The organism is Pseudonocardia sp. ZF1, assembly GCF_056835605.1.
On sequence record NZ_JAJNBY010000002.1, the window covers coordinates 164,419 to 184,149 of the forward strand.

Sequence of the window (19,731 nt, forward strand, 5' to 3'; positions counted from 1 at the left end):
CCCGGTACGAGCCGCGTGATGACGGCCCTGCGGCGGCACGCCGCAGTCATATCCGCGCTCATCATCGCGGTCGGCTTTGGGCCCATGCCTACGGCCGGCGTCAGCAGGCCTTCTCGCACGTGAGCGACGCCGACACGTGACTTCCGTCCAGCTCCGACGAAGAGCCACAAGCAGGCTCCCTCATCCCCTCCGCAGAAGGTACGTGGCCGATAGCCGGGCGCCGGACCGAGCCGCACATGTTGGCCGAGAGCATCGGTTCGCCGAGCGGCGACACCGTCGACCGGCGAGGTGTGGCGGAGTGCACCGATGAACCGCCCCGGCGTGTCGGGAGACTTGATCTTCTGAGGAGATGGAGTCATGACACGTCGTTCCCAGCCGCCGTATCCGCCGGAGTTGCGTGAGCGGGCGGTGCGCATGGTCGCCGAGGTCGAGTCGGACTACGACTCGCCGTGGGCGGCGATGAACGCCGTCGCCACCAAGCTCGGGGTCGGCACCGGGGAGACGGTGCGCAAGTGGGTCCGTCAAGCCGAGATCGACGGTGGTGTCCGGCCGGGCACCACCACTGAGGAGTCCGAGGAGGTCAAGCGGCTGCGCCGGGAGGTCGCGGAGCTCAAGCGGGCCAACGAGATCCTCAAGGCTGCTTCGGCTTTCTTCGCGGCCGAGATCGACCGGCCACACAAGCGTTGGTGAGGTTCATCGACCAGCACGCCGCCCGCTCCACGGTGGGACGACGGTGGGGTGTCGCGTCGATCTGCGCCCAGCTCGCCGAGCTGGGCGTGGCGATCGCCCCGTCGACCTACTACGCCGCCCGCGCCGCGGCGTTGAGGGCCCCGAGCAGACAGCAGGTGCGTGACGAGGAACTGACCGCTCAGATCAGCAGGGTGTATGCCGAGAACTATGGCGTCTACGGCGCTCGGAAGGTCTGGATCCAGCTGGGCCGCGAGGGCATCGACGTCGCCCGATGCACGGTCGAGCGGCTGATGCGCGCGGCGGGGCTGGCCGGGGTCCGCCGCGGACGCCGGGTCCGCACCACGATCGACGGTGGTGGGCCGCGGGCCGGTGACCTGGTCGAGCGCCGGTTCGACCGGCCGGCCCCGGACCAGCTCTGGGTTACTGACTTCACCTACGTGCCGACGTGGTCGGGGATGGTCTACGTCGCCTTCGTCATCGATGCCTGTTCGCGGCGGATCCTGGGCTGGCGCGCGGCCACGTCGATGCGTACCGAGCTGGTGCTCGATGCCCTCGAACACGCGGTATGGACTCGCGCCCGACAGGGCCATAAGGACCTGTCCGGGCTGGTCGCACACTCGGATGCGGGGTCGCAATATCGGTCCATCGCCTACACCGAACGACTCGCCGCGGCCGGCGCGGCGCCCTCGGTCGGGTCGGTGGGCGACGCGTATGACAACGCGTTGGCGGAGTCGACGATCGGGCTGTTCAAGACCGAGCTGATCAAGCCGAGAGGTCCGTGGCGCACGGTCGAGCAGGTCGAGATCGCCACCCTCGAGTACGTCGACTGGTTCAACCACCGACGGCTGCACTCCGCTGCCGCGGACCTGCCCCCGGCCGAGCTGGAGGCCGCGCACTACCGTCAACACATCGGCCAGCCCGAGTCAGAGCACTCAACCCGATAGCTCTCCGGACACGCCGGGGCGGTTCAGACGGACGGGCAGGTCAGAGCGTGTGCGGCGTGGCGTGACCTCGAAGGGGTGAAGCTCCTGGTAGACGAGCGGTTGCTGAGACCAATCCGTCCGACCAGGAGCTTCAAGGTGCTGTCCTACCCGTCCGGGATGACCGTGTCCACCCACACGCTGAAGATGGTCAGCACGCTGCTGCGTCGTCACCGCCGCGAACGCGCGACCCGCTGGCGCAGGCTCACCCCGGGCCGTCAAGCCCTGCTGGTCGTGGCGCACCTGCGCACCGGTGACACCTACGCCCAGCTGGCCTGCGGATTCAAGGTCGGGACCTCCACGGTGTACCGCTACCTGCGCGAGGCCATCGACCTGCTCGCTGCGATGGCCCCGACCCTGGAGCAAGCGATGCAGGTCGCGGCGCGCAAAGCGTTCGTGATCATCGACGGGACCCTGCTGCGCATCGACCGGGTCGGCATGGCGAGCGGCTATGACCGGGGGTTCTACTCGGGCAAGCACAAATGCCACGGGCTGAACGTGCAGGTCATCGCCGACCCGGTCGGCCGGTTGGTGTGGATCTCCCCGCCGCTGCCCGGGGCCCGTCACGACATGGGCGCAGCCCGCGAGCACGGCATCATCGACGCGCTCACCGAGTACGCGATCCCGGCCGCCGGCGACACCGCCTACCAGGGTGCCGGGCCTACGGTCGCGGTCCCGCAGCGCCGTCGGCGCCTCGACCCCGACACCGGTCGTTACCGACCCTTGTCGGTGAACCAGAAGGCGGTCAACGCCGCGCACGCCCGCCGTCGCGGGCCGGGCGAGCGGGTCAACGCCGAGCTGAAGACCTGGAAGGTCCTGCGCAAGATCCGCTCCAGCCCGAACCAGGCCGCAGCGCTCATCGCCGCAGTTCAGACCCTCATGATCGCCAACACTTGATCAGGTTGGCAAAGGCTCAGTGGCGTTTCTGGCTGTGCGGTACCCGCCGGGCCCCTGTGAACCCCTGCACGGATCCGCCCACCCGCAGGCCTTGCGGTCACCTCAACAGCGAGCGGGTACCGAGCGCCCGTCGCAGGTAGTTCGGATGAGCTCGTGCCGTCTCTGGTGTGCTCGCCGGATCGGGTCGTGGTTCGCCTCGGACACGTCCTGGACGGGCGGGATGGTCCACGATGCGGCGGATGAGCAGCGACGTCGGGTGGGTCGAGCCGATGCTGGCGACCGCCGGTCGGCTTCCGGCCGGGCCGGACTGGGCGTATGAGGTCAAGTGGGACGGCATCCGGGCCACCGTCGCGGCCTCCCGGTCGGGTCTGCGGCTGCGCTCGCGCAACGGGTCCGACCTCACCGGCCGATACCCCGAGCTCCTCGCGCTGCAGCTGCCGGCCGGGTTGATGCTCGACGGCGAGATCGTCGCCCTTGACGAACACGGCCGCAGCGACTTCACGCTGCTCCAACAGCGGATGCAGCGCACCCAACCCAGCCCCGAGCTGCTGGCCAGCGTGCCGGTCACCCTCGTGGCGTTCGACGTCCTCCGCGCGGCCGGTGCGCTCCAGACCGGGCTGCCCTACCGCGACCGCCGTGCCCTGCTGGCCGACCTCGCCCTGCCCACCGGACCACGGATCTCGGTGCCCGGGAATTTCACCGACGTCGCACCGGATGACGTCCTGGCCGCGGTCGACACGCAAGGACTGGAGGGCGTCGTCGCCAAGCGCCTGGCATCGCGCTACGAGGCAGGGCGGCGTAGCCGCGCCTGGATCAAGCACGCCATCCGGCACATTCTCTAGGGTCCGAGCGATGTGCTCGCTACGTCGTGGCTGGTCACATCGGGAGCGGGCGACGCCCCGTTCTGCGACAGGCGTCGCATGCGGTTGTACGGAGCGGGAACGGAGCAGAGGAACAGCATGGCTCCGGGCGACGACGTCAAGACCAGGAACCGCGGGCCTCAGCAGCGATACGAGCGGGCCGTATGAGGCCGGTGCAGGACCTGCGGCGTGCAGTCAGTCCGTTGTCAGGTGGGTGGTCTGGCCGGACAGGCTGAGGTCGTATCCGCCGAGGGCATTGATCCGGGTTCGGAGATCAGCACGGGCAAGGGCGGCCACGAGAGGTTGGGCAGGCGGCAGCGACTCGGCGGGCAGCACGAGCTCGTAGGGCTCCCACGCGACATGCACGAAGTCCAGCCCGAGGTCGCGGGCTGCCGAGCGCAGCCCGAGCGCGGTGTCCGCGATGCCGGCGACGACGGCGAGGCCGCATTCGAAGTGAGAGGCCAGCTCCGGTCCTGCGATGTGTTCTGGGGATGTCCCTGCCTCGATCAGGAGCTGGTCGAGCAGCACCTTGGTACCTGCGCCGGTCTCGCGTCTGGCGATGCGCAGTCCACCTACGTCGTGCGCGGTGCGGATCCCGTCCGGGTTCCCGGGTGGCAGCAAAAACCCCTGTTCTCGTCGCCACAGGTGGATCAGGTGGGGATCACGGTGGCGCAGCAGCGCCCGACCGAAGTGCTCGTTGTAGACACCTGCGCGGTCGCGCAGGTGGATCGCCGCGCCGTCGGCGTCGCCGCGCTCGAGCGCGCGCAATGCGTGGAAGCTTCCGCGCACACCGCTGCCGGTCACCGCGTGCCCGACGGCATCGAGCAGGAATCGCAGCGCCGGGTCATCGCTGGCGGCCAGGCGGAACACCCGGTCGGAGTCGAGGAACCGAGCGGCGGCCACCCGGCCGGTGGGCGGCACTCGAGCCGGCCGCCGATCGGCGAGAACGATCACGTCGCCGTCGGCGAGGTGTCGGTAGGCCCGGGTCACGGTGCTTGCGGTGGTCCCGTGCTCGCGAGCGAGCTCTCGGACGCTGGGCAGCTCGGTACCTGACGCCAGGTCGCCGGAGTGGATGCGGCGGGCGATGCCGAGCGCGATGTCGCGATACCGCGTCACGGCACCACACGATAGCTGTGTGGGCTGTTCCGCTTCGTGGCAGAACAGATTGGCACAGTGATCATGATACGCAGGTTTGTTGGGCATAAACAGACTGTTGTTGCGGCGCCGAATGCACTGAACTGCTGCGTATGCGGTTGGTGATGGGTGGCCCGTGGGTCAGTGCCCGCGGCGGCACGAGGAGCATATGAGCAACGAACCCGCCTCCAGATCGGCCACGGCGTCTCACGGCGGCGGATGGCTGCGAGCAGCCCAGCGACGGGTGGAAGGTGATCGAACCATCGCGCACGTGGCCGGTGGGCCCGCGACCATGGTGCTGGCCTTCGTTTCCGGCGGTGCGGTCGGCGTGCTCGGGGGGATGATCGGCCTCGGCGGGGCCGAGTTCCGGCTTCCCCTGCTGATCGGGTTGTTCGGGTTCGCCGCGTTGTCCGCGGTCATCCTGAACAAGGCGATGAGCCTGGTGGTCGTGCTCACTGCGCTTCCCGCCCGGCTGGCCACCGTCGGGTTCAGCGAACTCAGCGCGCACTGGCTCATCGCGGCGAACCTGCTCGCCGGCAGCCTGCTCGGTGCGTGGGCCGGCGCGACCTGGGCGACCCGGATGCGCACGACCACGCTCTACCGCGTCCTCGCGGTGCTCATGGTCGCCATGGCCGCAGCGCTCGTGCTCACCCACCTCACCAGCCTGCCGGTGCTCGACATCCCCGCACCGCTGCTAGTCGTGACCGGGGTGGTGGCCGGGTTCGGTATCGGCGTCGTCGCCGCGATCATGGGCGTGGCCGGCGGCGAGCTGCTCATCCCCACCATCACCCTGCTCTATGCCGTCGACGTCAAGCTCGCCGGCAGTCTCTCGCTCGCGGTGTCACTGCCCACCATGCTGGTCGCCTTCGCCCGATACAGCCGCGACCAGAGCTTCCAGGTACTGCGCTGGAACCTGAGATTCACCGCCGTCATGATCGCCGGATCAGTCATCGGTGCGCTCGTCGGCGGTCTGCTCCTCGGAGCCGCCCCCGACCTCGTACTCGTCCCGATCCTCGCCGCGATCCTCCTGATCTCCGCGGTCAAACTCGCCCGGCACTGAGCTCGCCGACGACCGAGGTGGCCACGCTCAGGTCATGGTCTCCCAACGACGAGACTGGCCCGTGTCAGCGCCTCGTGTACGCACAGCTGGAGGCGTGGATGGATCCGGTCGGCTTCCCTCAAGCATCTGAAGGTTGTGTCCTAGCCCCAGGCACGGTGAGCCTCGCGCCTGGACCCTCCTGGCGCCTGCCCCGGGACACTGTCTGATCCGCGCCCTGCCCAGAGTGGCGGTGCAGCTGCGGTCGCGGCACCACGTCCAGCAGGTCGACCCAGCCTCGGTCACTCTTGTGGTCGGCGTCTTTCGAGGAGGACGGTGTCGCGCCAGTTGCCGTGGTGTTCTCCGATGCGTTCGCGGACGCCGAGGGTGCGGTAGCCGGCGGTGCGGTGCAGTGCGAGGCCGGCGCGGTTCTCGGGGAAGATCGTCGCCTGCAGGGTCCAGAGGCCGGCATCGTCCGCGGCGCATACTTGTTGGCGGATGAGCGCTCTGCCGACGCCGCGGCCGCGATGGTCTTCGGCCACATAGATTGCGGCGTCGGCGACGCCTCGGTAGATCGGCCGGGCCGACACGGCGCTGAGGGCGGTCCAGCCCACGACCCGGCCGTCGATCTCGGCGACCCATCGGTGCCCGTTCAGCCATGTGGTGTCGAGGACGGCGCGGTCGGGGACTTCGGTGTCGAAGGTGGCGTCTCCGGTGTCGATGCCCTCGCCGTAGATGCGCTGCACGGCGGTCCAGTCGTGCTCGGTCATCGCGTGCACGGTGACGTCGTCGGGGATGTCGTTAGGGCAGCAGGGGCGGGGGGCGAGCAGGCCCATGACGGCGTCGGCGGCGTGCGGGAGTCCGGCACAGCAGGTGGGATTGACGCTGACCTGGGTGGTGGTGCCTTCCTTGCGCAGCGCGACGAAGCCGGTCTCGGCGAGTTTGCGCAGGTGATGTGAGCAGGTGGCCTGGCTGATCCCGACCAGCTCGGCCAGGCGCCCGACCGGGACGGGCCGAGCAGCCGAGGCGATGGCGTGCAGCAGCCGGACGCGGACCGGCTCGGCCAGACACGCGAACCAGGACGCGTAGGTAGCGGCGTCGTCGTGGGGAAGCTGCACCGCCTGCGGGTCGGTCGCGAGCACGCTCATGCCCTCAGTATCGACCACGATCGATGGTTGCGTCCATCCATCCACGTCGATAGATTCCGAGAGAACGATCGATGAGTATCGATGGAGGCGTGATGGGTGTGAACGAGGGACTGCCGGTCGTGGTGATCGGGGCCGGGCCGGTGGGCTTGGCGGCCGCGGCCGAGCTCGCCGAGCGGGGGTTGGAGCCGCTCGTGCTCGAGGCTGGGCCGACGGCGGCGACATCGGTGCTGGAATGGGGGCATGTCCGGCTGTTCTCGCCGTGGGGGTGGCTGACCGACCCGGCAGCGGAGCGGCTGCTCGCCGGCGCCGGTTGGACGGTTCCGGACCCGCAGGCGTATCCGACTGGTGCCGAATGGGCCGCGGGCTATCTCGCGCCGCTGGCCGCGGCGCTGGGAGAGCGGGTGCGGGCCGGGGTGCGGGTGGTCGGCGTGACCCGTCGGGGGCGGGATCGGGTCGTCGACGCCGGTCGCGAGACCGAACCGCTGGTCGTGCACACCGATGCCGGTGAGCGGATCCCGGCGCGTGCGGTGATCGACGCGTCGGGCACCTGGACCTCGCCGAACCCGCTCGGGGGTGACGGCCTGCCCGCGACAGGGGAGGCGGCGGCGGGGGATCGGGTGCAGGCTGCGATCCCGAATCTGGCCGACCCGGTCGAGCGGGCCCGGTTCGGTGGGGGGCACGTGGCCGTGGTGGGTTCCGGGCATTCGGCGTTGACCGCGTTGGCCGGCCTTGCCGGTCTGGCGCGGGAGGTGCAGGGGACGCGGGTGAGCTGGTTGCTGCGCCGATCCGGGTTCGGGCAGGTCTTCGGCGGCGGGGAGGCCGACCAGCTCCCTGCTCGGGGCGCGCTGGGGTCGCGGGCGGCGGAGGCTGTCGACGCGGGTCTGGTGACACCGGTGTTCGGGTTCCGCACCGAGCGTGTCGACCCGGTGGCCGAGGGGCGGCTGAGGCTGGTCGCCGACGACGGACGCGAGGTGGACGACGTCGATGAAGTCCTGGTGCTGACCGGGTTCCGCCCCGATCTGAGCTGGCTCTCGGAGGTGCGTACCGAGCTGGATCCGGCGCTGCAGGCTCCGGTCCGGTTGGCGCCGTTGATCGACCCGAACGCGCACTCCTGCGGGACGGTGTACCCGCACGGTGCTGCGGAGTTGGCTCATCCGGAGCCGGGGTTCTACATGGCGGGGATGAAGAGCTACGGGCGGGCGCCGACGTTCCTGGCCCGCACCGGTTACGAGCAGGTCCGCTCGATCGCCGACGCGCTCGCTGGTGATCACGAGGCTGCCGCTCGGGTCGAGCTGGTGCTCAACGAGACCGGCGTCTGCGGCGGTGCCGGGCTGTTCGACTCCGACGAGTCGATCGCGGAGACCGAGACCGGCAGCGGGTGTTGCGGGTCCGCTGTACCGGCGTCGGTGCCGTCCTCGGCGGGCGCAGTGTCGTCGGCTGGCGCAGTGTCGTCGGCGTGAGCCCGGGGCGGGCCCGTCCCGCTCCCGCGGGTGGGGGGCGGGCCGACGTCGCGGGCGACGGGTTGTCCCGGCGCGGACGACAGCGAGTACTTCTGGTCCTGTGCCTGACCCAGATCACCAGCTGGGGGGTGCTCTACTACGCGTTCCCGGTGCTCGCGTCCTCGATCGCCGCCGACACCGGTTGGTCGGTGCCCGAGGTCACTGCCGCGTTCTCGGCGGGGCTGGTGGTCTCGGCGGTTGTCGGTCTCCCGGTCGGACGGGTGTTGGACCGGCACGGTCCGCGTTGGGTGATGACCGCGGGTTCGGTGATCGCAGTGCCGGCGACGCTGTTGATCGCCTTCGCAGGATCGTTGCCGGCGTTCGTGGCCGCGTGGCTGCTGGCCGGGGTCGCGCAGGCGGCGACGTTCTATCCGCCGGCGTTCGCGGCGCTGACACGGTGGTGGGGTGCCGACCGGGTCCGGGCGTTGACGGTGCTGACCCTGGTCGCCGGGCTGGCCAGCACCGTGTTCGCTCCGCTGAGTGCGGCCTTGCTGGATCCGCTGGGGTGGCGTGGCACCTACGTCGTGCTCGCCGTGGTGCTGGGCGCGATCACGGTCCCGGCCCACCTGGTCGGGCTGCGCGGACCGTGGCCGGACCCGGTGGCCGATCCCGTCCTCGGCGGTGGCGCCTCAGCCGTGGTCGACGACGACCCGGAGCGGATCCGGTGTAGCCGCGCGTTCGTGCTGTTGGTCGCGGTGGTCACTCTCGGCGGGTTCACCTCGTTCGCCGTCACTGTCAATCAGGTCCCGCTGCTGCTCGAGCGAGGGTTGTCGACCGAGGTCGCGGCGTGGGCACTGGGACTCGGTGGCCTGGGCCAGGTCCTGGGGCGCCTGGGCTACGCCCCACTGATCCGGCGCAGCTCCGTGCGTGGCCGCGTGGTGATCATCATGGGCGCTCTCGCGGCGACGTCCGCGCTGCTCGCCGTGCTGCCTGGGCCGGCCTGGGTGTTGATCGCTGCGGCGATGTTGGCGGGCGCGGCCCGGGGGGTGTTCACACTGCTGCAGGCCACGGCGCTGTCGGACCGGTGGCATCCCCGCGCCTACGGCAGACTGAACGGGATCGTGTCCGCACCGGTCATGATCGCGGTTGCGGTGTCGCCGTGGGCGGGCAGCGCGCTGGCCGAACCGTTGGGCAGCTACACGCCGGTGTTCCTGCTGCTCGCCGGCGCCGCGTCTCTCGCGATGCTGCTCGGCGTGTGGACCATCCCGGCCGCCGCGAACCCGGAGCCACCCTCGACCGGTGAGGGGAACCGATGAGCGCGGGTACTTGCACTGGAACCACCGCACACCGGAGAATAGACATATGTCTAATCAGCGAGCTGTGGAGGTCGTGGACTCGGCATGCGATTCGGTGCTGGTCGACCGGCCGCTCGACGAGGCACGGTCGGGTGAGCTGGCTCGGACGTTCAAGGCGATCGGGGATCCGGTTCGTCTGCGTCTGCTGTCGCTGATCGCCTCCCACGCCGGCGGCGAAGCTTGCGTGTGCGACGTGTCCGAGGTGTTCGACGTGTCCGGACCCACGATCTCGCACCACCTCAAGGTGCTGCGCGAGGCCGGTCTGATCACCGGCGAGCGGCGAGGGACCTGGGTCTACTACCGGGTGGTACCCCAGACCCTCGCTCGCCTGTCCGCGCTGCTCGCGCCGCAGCAGCGGGTCGACCGCGCGGCGGAGCCCGCCTCCGCCTGAGACGTTGATCGGTCGCGGCTGTCCGGCACCCTCCGGGCCCGATCCACAGAGGCGGCAGCCCCGCAGTGGCTCGCCATGCCCGCTCAGGGGTGATGCGTGCGCGCGGGCTTGGTGAAGCGGCGCGCCGCCGCCACCAGCCAGCCCACCGGCAAGCACAGCACGACCATTCCGGCGCCTTGTACGAGTCCACGATCCACTGTGAGCAGGCCGAATCCCAGCAGCATGGCAGCAGTGGCGACCAGGCAGCCCGACACGGCGAACGCGACCAGGTCACGGGGGCCGGAAGCCTGCCGCTCCCACGACCGGACGAACCCGGGATCCGAACGTCGAAGTTCCTTCTCGATCTCGATCAGCTCCGCCTCGGACGACATACGCCCCTCCACCACCTTGAATCGACAGGTTTCGATCCAGGTCATCGTGGACCTTATTTCGAAGAGCGTCAACTTAGGCAGCTGTCGAACCAACATCGAGGTCGACGTCGCTGGATCCCCCCACCCGCGGATACCCGTACTTGACGGCCGAGGCGCGGTGCCGGGTGGTGCTCGGGAGGAGCCGGGCGGGGTCACGCCGGTTCGGCCGGGTCACACCTGCCACGGGGTCGGAGCGCCATGGCCCTGCGTCGGACGATGTCCACGACGTGTCACGTGCAGTCGGTGTCGAGATCCTTGCACCGGGACGGTCGGCTGTGGTCGGTGCTGATGAGCTTGGGGTTGTCGGCGTGCTCCAGGCGCAGCAGCTGGTGGAACAGCCCGTCCAGGCTCAACGCGTCGTTGATCTGATCGACGAAGTCGGGTTCGAGCCGATACCAGCTCCAGGTGCCGCGCCGTTCACGCGACATCACGCCCGCGCGAACGAGGACCCGTAGATGGTGGCTCAGTGTGGACTGCGGCTGTGGGAAGACCTCGATCAGGTCGCAGAAACACAATTCGCCGCCGGGGGCCTGGCCTGCCAGCCCGACCAGCTGCAGCCGCAGCGGGTCGGCGAGCGCCTTGAACAACGATGCGGTCGCATCGGCAACGGTCTCGACCCGACCGACCGGGGTGTCGTGCGGATCGTTGTCGAGTGGCGCGTCCTGGTCCCCCATCGCCTGTCAGGATACTGCGATGCTCAGGAGTTCGGCGTCGCGGTCAGCTGATAGCCCAGACCGCGGACGGCCTCGATGCGGACCTCGGAGCGTGCTGCGGCCAGACGCCGCCGCAGCCGGGTGACGTGCACGCTCAGCGAGTTGTCCGAGCCGGTGCTCTGCTCGCCCCAGATCGCGGCGACCAGCTCGTGGCGGCTGATCACAGCGTCCGGGCGCGCGGCGAGGTAGCGGAGCACGAGATGCTCGCGCAGCGGCAGCCGGATCGACGTGTCGTCGAGCCAGATCCGGGGAGCGACGCTGTCGATCCGTAACCGACCCACCTCGATCGGCAGCGGACGAGCAGTCACCACGCGCGCGTTACCGAGCGCGGCACCGATCAACCCGAGCAGCGCCTCAGGGGCGAACGGACGGGCGGTGACGGTGGCGCCCAGCGCGACCGCCCGGGCGGCCAGGCCACCGTCGTCGTCCCCGCCGACGCCGACGATGATCCGCAGGTCGGGCTCGAGAGCGTGGAGCACGTCGAGGAACTCGCCGGGCGAGAGCCGACCGTCGGTTGCTGCGAGTACGACCGCGTCCGGGCAGGTGCGGCCCACGACCAACAGGGCTTCGGCGGTGTCGTGGACCGGGTGCAGGTCGAAGGGCTGCCCGGCCAACTCCCGTTGCATCGCTGTCGTCTCGACCGGCCGCGCGACGAACAGAACCACCGCCGGGCTCGCGTGGTCGTCGCCCCCGGCCAGGCAGGCGCGGCGGCGGATCTGTACGGGAGAGCGGCCGTCGGTCTCCCAGGCCTCGGTCATCATCGACGGAAGCCTCAGCCGAACTTGCCCGAGATGTAGTCCTCCGTACGGGAGTCGGTCGGGTCCTCGAAGATGGTGCGGGTCTGGTCGAACTCGACCAGCGTGCCCACCCGGTTGCCGTGATCGTCGGGCTGGGCGGTGAAGAACGCGGTGTTGTGCGAGACGCGGGCGGCCTGCTGCATGTTGTGGGTGACGATCACGATCGTGAAGTCCTCGACCAGCTCGCCCATCAGGTCCTCGATCTTCGAGGTCGCGATCGGGTCGAGCGCCGAGCAGGGCTCGTCCATCAGCAGGACGTCGGGTCGGGTGGCGATGGCCCGGGCGATGCACAGGCGCTGCTGCTGGCCACCGGAGAGGCCGTAGGCGTTCTGCTTGAGCTTGTCCTTGACCTCGTCCCAGAGCGCGGCGCCGCGCAGTGCCTGTTCGACGGTGTCGTCGAGGTCGCTCTTGGCGCCGGTGACGCGGGGGCCGTACGCGACGTTGTCATAGATCGACTTGGGGAACGGGTTGGGCTTCTGGAAGACCATGCCGATCCGGCGTCGGACCTCGATCTCGTCGACGCCGGGGGCGTAGATGTCGGTGCCGTGATAGGTCACCCGGCCCTCGACCCGGGCTCCGGGCACGAGGTCGTTCATCCGGTTGAGGCAGCGCAGGACCGTGGACTTGCCGCAACCCGACGGGCCGATCAGCGCGGTGATGCGGCGGTCGTCGAACTGCAGGTCGACTTCGCGCACGGCGAGAAAATCGCCGTAGTAGACGTGCAGATTCTCGGTCGTCATAGCCGCGCCGGCCGACGGCGGGCGCTCAGCTGTGTCATCGCCGACGGCGACGTGGACGCCCGGTGCCGGTGTGGAGTTGCCGGTCTGGTTGCTGTCCTGAGGGGCTCGGGTGTGGGGGGTGGTGCTCATGGGCTGGTCCCTTTCTGGGTTCACCATCGGCGGGCGAACCGGTTGCGCAGCATGATCGCGGTGCCGTTGAGCGCGAGCAGGATGACGATCAGCAGCAGGATCGCGGCGTAGGTCAGCGGGACGAACGCTTCGCGCGACTGGAGGGCGAAGTTGAAGATCTGGACGGGCATGACGGTGTAGCGGGAGAACAGCCCGTCGGGGGTGAAGGTGATGAAGGTCGTGGCGCCGACGAGGATCAGGGGTGCGGCTTCGCCGACTGCCCGTGACAGGGCCAGGATCGAGCCGGTCGCGATGCCGGGCACCGCTGCAGGGAGGAGCTGACGCCACACGGTCTGCCAGCGGGTCGCCCCGACTGCGAGCGAGCCGTCGCGGATCTCGCGCGGCACCGCACGCAGTGACTCGCGGGTGGCGATGATGACCACCGGCAGGATCAGCAGGGCCAGCGCGATCGAGCCCGACAGTGCCACGGCGCCGAGGTTCAACGGTGCGCGCACGACGAAGGCGAGCACCAGGATTCCGAAGATGATCGAGGGCACGGCCGCGAGGTTCTGCACGTTGAGCTCGATCGCCCGGTTGAACCAGCGCTGCGGGTCGGCGTACTCCTCCAGATAGATCGCCGCGGCGATCCCCAGCGGCAGCGCGATCAGCGCGGTGACACCGACGACCAGCAGTGTGCCCACGATGGCGGGCTGCACCCCGGCCGTGGACGGACGGATCGTGGAGGGCGCTTGGGTGAGCAGGTTCGCATCGAGGCGACTGATCCCGGACACGACGATGGTGAGCAGGACGTAGAGCAGGAACAACGCCGCGACCAGCAGACACGCCCACAGCACGCAGACGAACACCGTGGACGCCCCGTCGCGGCGTCGCCGGCCCGGGGTGAGGGTGGGGCCGGTCGCGGCGCGGGCCGGTAACTCGGTGGAGGTCATCAGTACACCTGCCGGAATCGGCGGACCAGCCGGATGCTGATCAGGTTGATCACCAGGGTGATCGCGAACAGCAGCGCTCCCACGGCGAACAGGGAGTAGTAGACCGGGCTGCCCTGTGGTGCATCGCCGCTGGCGATCTGGGCGATGAACGCGGTCATGGTCTGGGCCTCCTCGCGGGGGTCGCCGGTGAGGCGGGCGAGGTTGCCGCCGGCGACGGCGAGGATCATCGTCTCGCCGACCGCGCGCGAGAGCCCCAGCACGACGGCGGCGATGATCCCCGACAGTGCCGCGGGGAACACCACGCTCAACGTGGTGATCCGCCGGTTCGCGCCGAGCGCGTAAGAGCCGGCGCGCAGCGCCTGGGGCACCGCGGACATGGCGTCCTCGGACAACGACGCGACCGTCGGGACGATCATGAACCCCATGACGATCCCGGCGACGAGCAGGTTATAGATGTTCGGGATGCCCAGCAGCGGCTGCAGAACCGGTGTGATCGCGGTCAGGGCGAGGAACCCATAGACGACCGTCGGGATCCCTGCCAACAGCTCCAGGATCGGCTTGACGACCTTGCGGACTCTCGTGGTCGCGTACTCGGACAGGAACATGGCGATACCCAGACCCACCGGGATCGCCACGGCCAGCGCGATACCGGTGGCCATGAAGGTCGCCGATACCAGGGGCAGAACGCCCCAGTCCTTGTCCCAGGAGTACTTGTCGCCGAACGAGGCGGTCCAGGTGGTGCCGGTGAGGAACTCGATCGGACTGACGTTGGCGAAGAAGGTGAACAGCGGGACTACGAGGGCAACAATGATACCGACGGTCACCAGAACCGAGACTCCGGCCGCGGCGGCCAGCAGACCCTCGATGAGCTTCTCGCCGATCCGGGGTGAACGGGGGGTCAGGTCACGGCCGGGGCCGCCCGCGCGCGAGGGCGGGCGGCCGGCGGTGGTCACCGCCATCGGTTCAGCCTCCGGCCTGCTGGCGGAGCTGGTCCAGCTTGGCGGTGGAGTCCTGCTTCTGCTGGTCGGTCATCGGCACGAACTGCGCTGCCTGCACGATCTCGTCGTTGCGCTGGAGATAGAACTCCAGGAACGACTGCACCTGGGGCTTACGCAGCCCGGCATCCGAGGCGTAGATGAACAGCGGGCGCCCCAGCGGGGTGTAGGTCCCGTCCTGCACGGTCTGCGCCGACGGGGCGACGCAGCCCTGCCCGCCGTCGACCTGCATCGCCTTGAGCCGCTGCTGGTTCTCCTCGAAGTAGGAGAAGCCGAAGTAGCCCAGCGCACCGGGCGCGCCGGTGACGCCCTGCACGGTCACGTTGTCGTTCTCCGACGGGCTGTAGTCGGTCCGCGACGAGCCCTCCTCCCCGACGATCTCGTCGGTGAAGTAGTCGAAGGTCCCCGAGTCCGCGCCCGCGCCGAACAGACCGAGCGGCTCGGCCGGGAACGACGGGTCGACCTGGTTCCACGACCTGACCTGCGAGCCGGGTGCCCACATCGTCCGCAACTGCTCCACGGTCAGGCAGTTCGCCCACGTGTTCGCGGGGTTCACCACCACCGTCAGTGCGTCGTTGGCGACCTGCAGCTCCTCGAAGGCGATCCCGTTGGCCTGGCACTGCTGGCGCTCGCTGTCGGAGATCGGGCGCGAGGCGTTGGAGATGTCGGTCTCGCCGTTGCAGAACTTCTGGAACCCGCCGCCGGTCCCCGAGGTCCCGACGGTCACGTTCACATCGGGGTTCTCGCCCTGGTAGAGCTCTGCCGCCGCAGAGGACAGGGGCTCCACCGTGGAGGATCCGTCGATCAGCACCGGCCCGGCGACCTGTCCACCACCCTGGCCCTGCTGTTGGCCACCACCGCCGCACGCCACCAGCGTGACGCTCGCGGCGATCGCGACCAGGGCAGCGGATGCCCGGTGCATGTGTCGAACTCTCACGTGAACTCGGCCTCTCTCGTCGGGGTCGAGACGACAGCCCGCACACGTGAGCTACCGCCGAAGACGCCTGGATCGAACAATGTCGATATGAACGAGGCCTGAACACGGGCCGAATTCGGAGTCTTGGATCCAGAAAGTTCGATGGAGCTGGCAGGGCGACGGGACGCAGCGACCCCTGTGCCCCGGCCCGCGGGGAGGCTGGACGAGCGACTCGGGCGATGGGGTCGCGGCACGCGACGGTCTGGAGTCGATCCGCCGAGGTCTCGCCCAGCCAGTGCTTGCTCATCGATTCGATGGCTGTCAAGATAGACGCATGTCGAATCACGATGTGCCTGGTTCAGCACCGCGGTGCTGGAGCAGGCTTGTGGGCGAACCGCTACCGGTCGAGCACGCCGCCGAACTCGCTCAGACGTTCAAAGCACTGGGCGACCCAGCTCGACTGCGGCTGCTGTCGTTGATCGCCTCACACACCGATGGAGAGGCCTGCGTCTGCGACCTGAGCGAGGAGTTCGAACTGTCCGGTCCCACCATCTCGCACCACCTCAGGATCCTGCGCGAAGCCGGCCTCGTCACCGGTGAGCGGCGCGGTACCTGGATCCACTACCGAGCCGTCCCGGCACGCCTGGAACGGCTCTCCGATCTGTTGACCCCGACCCTGATCACGGCGGAGGCCGTCGCACCATGAGCACGGAGAACACCACAGGCGCTGCCCAACAGGCCGCGAACGACCCGGCCGAGGCCGGCGTCGTCGCCCGCCTGTCCACCCTCGACCGGTTCCTTCCGGTCTGGATCATCGTCGCCATGGTCGCCGGGCTCCTGCTCGGCCGCCTGGTCCCCGGCCTCGCCCCCGCGCTGGACGCACTGGCCGTCGACGGCGTCTCGCTGCCGATCGCGCTCGGCCTGCTGATCATGATGTACCCGGTCCTGGCCAAGGTCCGCTACGACCGTCTCGACACCGTCACCGGCGACCGCCGGCTGCTCATCACCTCGCTGGTGCTGAACTGGGTACTGGGCCCGGCGCTGATGTTCGCCCTGGCGTGGCTGATGCTGCCCGACCTGCCCGAGTACCGGACAGGTCTGATCATCGTCGGTCTCGCCCGGTGTATCGCCATGGTGATCATCTGGAACGACCTCGCCTGCGGGGACCGCGAAGCCGCCGCCGTGCTGGTCGCGCTGAACTCGGTGTTCCAGGTCGTCATGTTCGGCCTGCTCGGCTGGTTCTATCTGTCCGTGCTGCCCGGCTGGCTCGGGCTTCCGGTCACCGATCTCGCGTTCTCCACCTGGGACATCGTCAAGTCGGTGCTGGTGTTCCTCGGCATCCCGCTGCTCGCCGGCTACCTGACCCGCCGCTTCGGCGAACGCGCGAAGGGCCGCACCTGGTACGAGGAGAAGTTCATCCCGCGGATCGGGCCGTTCGCGCTCTACGGGCTGCTGTTCACCATCGTGCTGCTGTTCGCGCTGCAGGGCGAGGCCATCACCTCCCAGCCCCTCGACGTGGTCCGGATCGCGCTGCCGCTGCTGGCCTACTTCGCCCTGATGTGGGCCGGGTCCTACGCCCTGGGCCGCGCGGTCGGCATGGGCTACGAGCGCACGACGACGCTGGCGTTCACTGCGGCGGGCAACAACTTCGAGCTCGCCATCGCCGTGGCGATCGGCACGTTCGGCGTCACCTCCGGGCAGGCGCTGGCCGGGGTCGTCGGGCCGCTGATCGAGGTCCCGGTCCTGGTCGGCCTGGTCTATGTCTCCCTGTGGCTGCGCCGGCGCCTGTTTCAGAGCACCAAGGCCGCAGCGCACACCGCGGTGCCCCCACGGCCGACTCCGCCCCGCACGTAGTGGCCGTGACATGGACGAGCGCTCCGCGTCTGCGCACAACGACCCCGGCCCCGCCGTCGCCGACATCCTCACCCGACGCCCGAGCAGCGGCCGGGACCTGGAGAGCTTCGCGGTGCACAGCCCGAACCCCCGGATTCACCGCGGCGTCGACGAACTGTGCCGCCGATTCCAGGGGGTGTTCGGCCGCGAGACGATCGAGGCCGTTGTCCTCGACATCTTCACCGAGCTCGCCCTCACCGCCCGCATCACCACCCACCTGCCCGTCCTGGCGACCCGCTACGCCCTCGAGCGGCTCGACGCCGCCGTCGCCGAGCAAGGAGTTCCCGTGACAAGCGCCCCCGCGGTCCCCGAAGTGCTGTTCGTCTGCGTCCACAACGCCGGTCGCAGTCAGATGGCCGCCGCTCTGCTCGCCCACCACGCACGCGGCACCGTCACGGTCCGCTCCGCAGGCTCGGAACCGGCCGACTCGATCAACCCAGCCGTCCGACAGGTCATGGCCGAGATCGGGCTCGCCCTCGACACCGAGTTCCCCAAGCGGCTGACCACCGACGCCGTCGAAGCAGCCGACGTGGTCATCACCATGGGCTGTGGCGACGCCTGCCCGGTCTTCCCCGGCAAGCGCTATCTCGACTGGGAACTCACCGACCCCGCGGGCAAACCCGCCGAAGAGATCCGGCCGATCCGCGACGACATCGACGACCGCGTCCGTGCGCTGCTCGCCGAGCTGACCGGCACCCCCACCCAGGCGGCCACGTCGTGACCGACACGCCCTCGGTGCTGTTCGTGTGTGTGCGCAACGGCGGCAAGTCCCAGATGGCTGCCGGCCTGATGCGTGCCCAGGCCGGTGACCGTGTCCGCGTCCACTCCGCCGGCACCGCTCCCGGTGAGAAGGTCAATGCCCTGTCCACGCAGGTCCTCGCGGAAGTCGGCGCGGACATGAGCGGGCAGACCCCGACCGCGATCGACCCCGAACTGCTCAAGCACGTCGACCTGGTGGTGACCCTCGGATCCGAGGCCCACATCGACGGCGGCGACACCGAGGTCCGCAACTGGGACACCGATGAGCCCTCCCAGCGCGGTATCGAAGGGATCGAACGCATGCGCCTGGTCCGAGACGACATCGCCGCCCGCGTCGAGTCTCTCCTCACCGAACTCGTTGGGCCCTATCGAGCCCGATGACCGAGCACGGCACCTCCACCGGTCGTGCCCCGAACGACCTGCCCGTCGTCGTCATCGGCGGCGGGCAGGCCGGGCTCGCCGCTGGCTACTACCTGCGACGCGCGGGCGCCCGATTCGTCATCCTCGACGCTCAGACTGGTCCCGGAGGCGCCTGGCGCCACGGCTGGGACTCGCTGCGGCTGTTCTCACCCGCCACCCACAGCACTCTGCCCGGCTGGCCCATGCCCGCCCAACCCGGCGAACCGTTCCCCACCGCCGGGCACGTCCGCGATTACCTGACCCGCTACGAACAGCGCTATGACCTCGACGTCCAACGCCCCGTCGAGGTCACCGCAGTGCACGCCCACGACGACCGTCTCGTGGTCAGCGGCCCCAAGGGCCAATGGGACGCGTCCGCGGTCATCAGCGCCACCGGAACCTGGCGCCGCCCCCACGTTCCTGACCTGCCTGACCGCAGCACATTCACCGGCCGCCAACTACACGCCGTCGGCTACCACCACGCCGAGCCCTTCCGTGGCCAGCACGTTGGTGTCGTCGGCGCCGCGAACTCCGCAGCCCAGATCCTGGCCGAAGTCTCCACCGTCGCCACCACCCACTGGTTCACCCTCGCCGAACCCCGCTACCTACCCGACGACGTCGACGGTCGCGTCCTGTTCGACCTCGCCAGCCAGCGCGAAATCACCCGACGCCAAGGACTACCCGACCACGGCGGAATCGCCGCCCTCGGCGACATCGTCATGGTCCCCATCGTCCAGGACGCCCGCGCCCGTGGCGCACTGCACGCACTACCGATGTTCGACCGCATGACACCTACCGGAGTGGTGTGGGACGACGGCAGCAGGACAGAACTCGACGTCATCATCTGGTGCACCGGATTCCGCCCCGACCTCGCCCACCTCGCACCACTCGGGCTGCCCCTGGACGCTCGGAGCCTCCCGAGAACTACGAACGACACCCAGAGCCTCGACGAGCCGCGACTGCATCTCCTCGGCTACGGCGACTGGACCGGGTCCGCCTCCGCCACCCTCGTCGGAGCCGGCCGCACTGCGCGCCAGTGCGTCGAGCGAATCATCGGGAGACCAGCGCGTCGGCCGAGAGCCGCCGCGCATCAGCACGCCCTGTGACCCTGTGGCTCCGCC

Annotated in this window: 21 protein-coding genes and 1 pseudogene; 13 read left to right on the plus strand and 9 right to left on the minus strand. The window is 69.6% G+C overall.

Annotated elements, in window-relative coordinates:
* The first annotated feature begins 357 nt into the window (after window positions 1-357).
* The 3 genes from ZF1_RS27920 (at window position 358) to ZF1_RS27930 (ending at window position 3,409) form a co-directional block, all read left to right on the plus strand.
* Window positions 358-1,634, plus strand: a protein-coding gene (locus ZF1_RS27920; RefSeq protein ID WP_232021061.1) for an IS3 family transposase whose coding sequence is annotated in 2 segments (ribosomal slippage) — window positions 358-646 and window positions 646-1,634 — 1,278 coding nt in all. Because the reading frame shifts where the segments join, the coding sequence is not laid out codon by codon here.
* Window positions 1,635-1,769: 135 nt separating this feature from the next.
* Window positions 1,770-2,567, plus strand: a complete 798-nt coding sequence (locus tag ZF1_RS27925; protein WP_161152599.1) for a transposase family protein — start codon at window positions 1,770-1,772, stop codon at window positions 2,565-2,567.
* 239 nt (window positions 2,568-2,806) lie between these two features.
* Window positions 2,807-3,409: an ATP-dependent DNA ligase gene (locus ZF1_RS27930; protein WP_281010806.1), complete on the plus strand. Its 603-nt coding sequence runs from the start codon at window positions 2,807-2,809 to the stop codon at window positions 3,407-3,409.
* 213 nt (window positions 3,410-3,622) lie between these two features.
* Here ZF1_RS27930 and ZF1_RS27935 read toward each other — a convergent pair whose 3' ends face one another.
* Window positions 3,623-4,543, minus strand: a complete 921-nt coding sequence (locus ZF1_RS27935; RefSeq protein WP_281010805.1) for a helix-turn-helix transcriptional regulator — start codon at window positions 4,541-4,543, stop codon at window positions 3,623-3,625.
* A 289-nt stretch (window positions 4,544-4,832) separates the two neighbouring features.
* On the opposite strand from ZF1_RS27935, the gene ZF1_RS27940 reads away from it, so the two are divergent.
* Entirely contained in the window at window positions 4,833-5,621 is a 789-nt protein-coding gene (locus ZF1_RS27940; protein ID WP_345649234.1) for a sulfite exporter TauE/SafE family protein, read from the plus strand.
* Window positions 5,622-5,899: 278 nt separating this feature from the next.
* On the opposite strand, the gene ZF1_RS27945 is transcribed toward ZF1_RS27940, so the two are convergent.
* On the minus strand, window positions 5,900-6,745 hold the full coding sequence (locus ZF1_RS27945; RefSeq protein ID WP_281010803.1) for a helix-turn-helix domain-containing GNAT family N-acetyltransferase: 846 nt from the start codon (window positions 6,743-6,745) through the stop codon (window positions 5,900-5,902).
* 71 nt (window positions 6,746-6,816) lie between these two features.
* Here ZF1_RS27945 and ZF1_RS27950 point away from each other — a divergent pair, with 71 nt between their 5' ends.
* The 3 genes from ZF1_RS27950 to ZF1_RS27960 all read left to right on the plus strand — a co-directional run bounded on the left by ZF1_RS27950 (window position 6,817) and on the right by ZF1_RS27960 (window position 9,930).
* Window positions 6,817-8,205 (plus strand): FAD-dependent oxidoreductase, encoded by a 1,389-nt coding sequence (locus tag ZF1_RS27950; RefSeq protein ID WP_357440904.1) that lies wholly within the window; start codon window positions 6,817-6,819, stop codon window positions 8,203-8,205.
* Window positions 8,206-8,297: 92 nt separating this feature from the next.
* Window positions 8,298-9,500 carry an MFS transporter gene (locus ZF1_RS27955; RefSeq protein WP_281010933.1) on the plus strand — a complete coding sequence of 401 codons (1,203 nt, stop codon included), beginning with the start codon at window positions 8,298-8,300 and terminating at the stop codon, window positions 9,498-9,500.
* A 46-nt stretch (window positions 9,501-9,546) separates the two neighbouring features.
* On the plus strand, window positions 9,547-9,930 hold the full coding sequence (locus tag ZF1_RS27960) for an ArsR/SmtB family transcription factor (protein ID WP_281010801.1): 384 nt from the start codon (window positions 9,547-9,549) through the stop codon (window positions 9,928-9,930).
* An 83-nt stretch (window positions 9,931-10,013) separates the two neighbouring features.
* Here ZF1_RS27960 and ZF1_RS27965 read toward each other — a convergent pair whose 3' ends face one another.
* The 7 genes from ZF1_RS27965 to ZF1_RS27995 all read right to left on the minus strand — a co-directional run bounded on the left by ZF1_RS27965 (window position 10,014) and on the right by ZF1_RS27995 (window position 15,565).
* Entirely contained in the window at window positions 10,014-10,346 is a 333-nt protein-coding gene (locus tag ZF1_RS27965) for a DUF3040 domain-containing protein (protein ID WP_281010800.1), read from the minus strand.
* Window positions 10,347-10,570: 224 nt separating this feature from the next.
* Complete coding sequence (locus ZF1_RS27970; RefSeq protein WP_281010799.1) at window positions 10,571-11,014, minus strand: ArsR/SmtB family transcription factor; 444 nt, start codon at window positions 11,012-11,014, stop codon at window positions 10,571-10,573.
* A gap of 23 nt (window positions 11,015-11,037) precedes the next feature.
* Entirely contained in the window at window positions 11,038-11,814 is a 777-nt protein-coding gene (locus ZF1_RS27975; RefSeq protein WP_281010798.1) for a winged helix-turn-helix transcriptional regulator, read from the minus strand.
* Window positions 11,815-11,825: 11 nt separating this feature from the next.
* A complete protein-coding gene (gene pstB / locus ZF1_RS27980; protein ID WP_345649237.1) occupies window positions 11,826-12,590 on the minus strand; it encodes a phosphate ABC transporter ATP-binding protein PstB in 765 nt (254 codons plus the stop codon).
* 149 nt (window positions 12,591-12,739) lie between these two features.
* Window positions 12,740-13,648, minus strand: a complete 909-nt coding sequence (gene pstA / locus ZF1_RS27985) for a phosphate ABC transporter permease PstA (protein ID WP_281010796.1) — start codon at window positions 13,646-13,648, stop codon at window positions 12,740-12,742.
* Window positions 13,648-14,607, minus strand: coding sequence for a phosphate ABC transporter permease subunit PstC (pstC, locus tag ZF1_RS27990; RefSeq protein ID WP_281010795.1), 960 nt, complete (start codon window positions 14,605-14,607; stop codon window positions 13,648-13,650). The genes pstA and pstC overlap by 1 nt, the downstream gene beginning before the upstream one ends.
* A 4-nt stretch (window positions 14,608-14,611) precedes the next feature.
* Window positions 14,612-15,565, minus strand: a complete 954-nt coding sequence (locus tag ZF1_RS27995) for a PstS family phosphate ABC transporter substrate-binding protein (RefSeq protein WP_281010794.1) — start codon at window positions 15,563-15,565, stop codon at window positions 14,612-14,614.
* 328 nt (window positions 15,566-15,893) lie between these two features.
* Between ZF1_RS27995 and ZF1_RS28000 the strand changes: the two genes are divergently transcribed.
* The 6 genes and pseudogenes from ZF1_RS28000 to ZF1_RS28025 all read left to right on the plus strand — a co-directional run bounded on the left by ZF1_RS28000 (window position 15,894) and on the right by ZF1_RS28025 (window position 19,716).
* On the plus strand, window positions 15,894-16,265 hold the full coding sequence (locus ZF1_RS28000) for an ArsR/SmtB family transcription factor (protein WP_281010793.1): 372 nt from the start codon (window positions 15,894-15,896) through the stop codon (window positions 16,263-16,265).
* Window positions 16,262-17,413: an ACR3 family arsenite efflux transporter gene (gene arsB, locus ZF1_RS28005; protein WP_281010790.1), complete on the plus strand. Its 1,152-nt coding sequence runs from the start codon at window positions 16,262-16,264 to the stop codon at window positions 17,411-17,413. The genes ZF1_RS28000 and arsB overlap by 4 nt, the downstream gene beginning before the upstream one ends.
* Before the next feature lie 10 nt (window positions 17,414-17,423).
* Window positions 17,424-17,702, plus strand: a pseudogene (locus ZF1_RS28010) (three-helix bundle dimerization domain-containing protein); the annotation flags it as partial.
* A 36-nt stretch (window positions 17,703-17,738) separates the two neighbouring features.
* A complete protein-coding gene (locus ZF1_RS28015; RefSeq protein WP_425571655.1) occupies window positions 17,739-18,173 on the plus strand; it encodes an arsenate reductase ArsC in 435 nt (144 codons plus the stop codon).
* Entirely contained in the window at window positions 18,170-18,592 is a 423-nt protein-coding gene (locus tag ZF1_RS28020) for an arsenate-mycothiol transferase ArsC (protein ID WP_281010788.1), read from the plus strand. The genes ZF1_RS28015 and ZF1_RS28020 overlap by 4 nt, the downstream gene beginning before the upstream one ends.
* Entirely contained in the window at window positions 18,589-19,716 is a 1,128-nt protein-coding gene (locus tag ZF1_RS28025; RefSeq protein WP_345649212.1) for an ArsO family NAD(P)H-dependent flavin-containing monooxygenase, read from the plus strand. The genes ZF1_RS28020 and ZF1_RS28025 overlap by 4 nt, the downstream gene beginning before the upstream one ends.
* Window positions 19,717-19,731 lie beyond the last annotated feature (15 nt).

Bases quoted from the DNA above. Each gene is read 5' to 3' on its own strand.
- arsB (WP_281010790.1), top strand. From the start codon at position 16,262: ATGAGCACGGAGAACACCACAGGCGCTGCCCAACAGGCCGCGAACGAC.
- ZF1_RS27970 (WP_281010799.1), bottom strand. From the start codon at position 11,014: ATGGGGGACCAGGACGCGCCACTCGACAACGATCCGCACGACACCCCG.
- ZF1_RS27975 (WP_281010798.1), bottom strand. From the start codon at position 11,814: ATGATGACCGAGGCCTGGGAGACCGACGGCCGCTCTCCCGTACAGATC.
- ZF1_RS27950 (WP_357440904.1), top strand. From the start codon at position 6,817: ATGAGTATCGATGGAGGCGTGATGGGTGTGAACGAGGGACTGCCGGTC.
- ZF1_RS27960 (WP_281010801.1), top strand. From the start codon at position 9,547: ATGTCTAATCAGCGAGCTGTGGAGGTCGTGGACTCGGCATGCGATTCG.
- ZF1_RS28025 (WP_345649212.1), top strand. From the start codon at position 18,589: ATGACCGAGCACGGCACCTCCACCGGTCGTGCCCCGAACGACCTGCCC.
- pstC (WP_281010795.1), bottom strand. From the start codon at position 14,607: ATGGCGGTGACCACCGCCGGCCGCCCGCCCTCGCGCGCGGGCGGCCCC.
- pstA (WP_281010796.1), bottom strand. From the start codon at position 13,648: ATGACCTCCACCGAGTTACCGGCCCGCGCCGCGACCGGCCCCACCCTC.
- ZF1_RS27995 (WP_281010794.1), bottom strand. From the start codon at position 15,565: ATGCACCGGGCATCCGCTGCCCTGGTCGCGATCGCCGCGAGCGTCACG.
- ZF1_RS27930 (WP_281010806.1), top strand. From the start codon at position 2,807: ATGAGCAGCGACGTCGGGTGGGTCGAGCCGATGCTGGCGACCGCCGGT.
- ZF1_RS28000 (WP_281010793.1), top strand. From the start codon at position 15,894: ATGTCGAATCACGATGTGCCTGGTTCAGCACCGCGGTGCTGGAGCAGG.
- ZF1_RS27945 (WP_281010803.1), bottom strand. From the start codon at position 6,745: ATGAGCGTGCTCGCGACCGACCCGCAGGCGGTGCAGCTTCCCCACGAC.
- pstB (WP_345649237.1), bottom strand. From the start codon at position 12,590: ATGACGACCGAGAATCTGCACGTCTACTACGGCGATTTTCTCGCCGTG.
- ZF1_RS27965 (WP_281010800.1), bottom strand. From the start codon at position 10,346: ATGACCTGGATCGAAACCTGTCGATTCAAGGTGGTGGAGGGGCGTATG.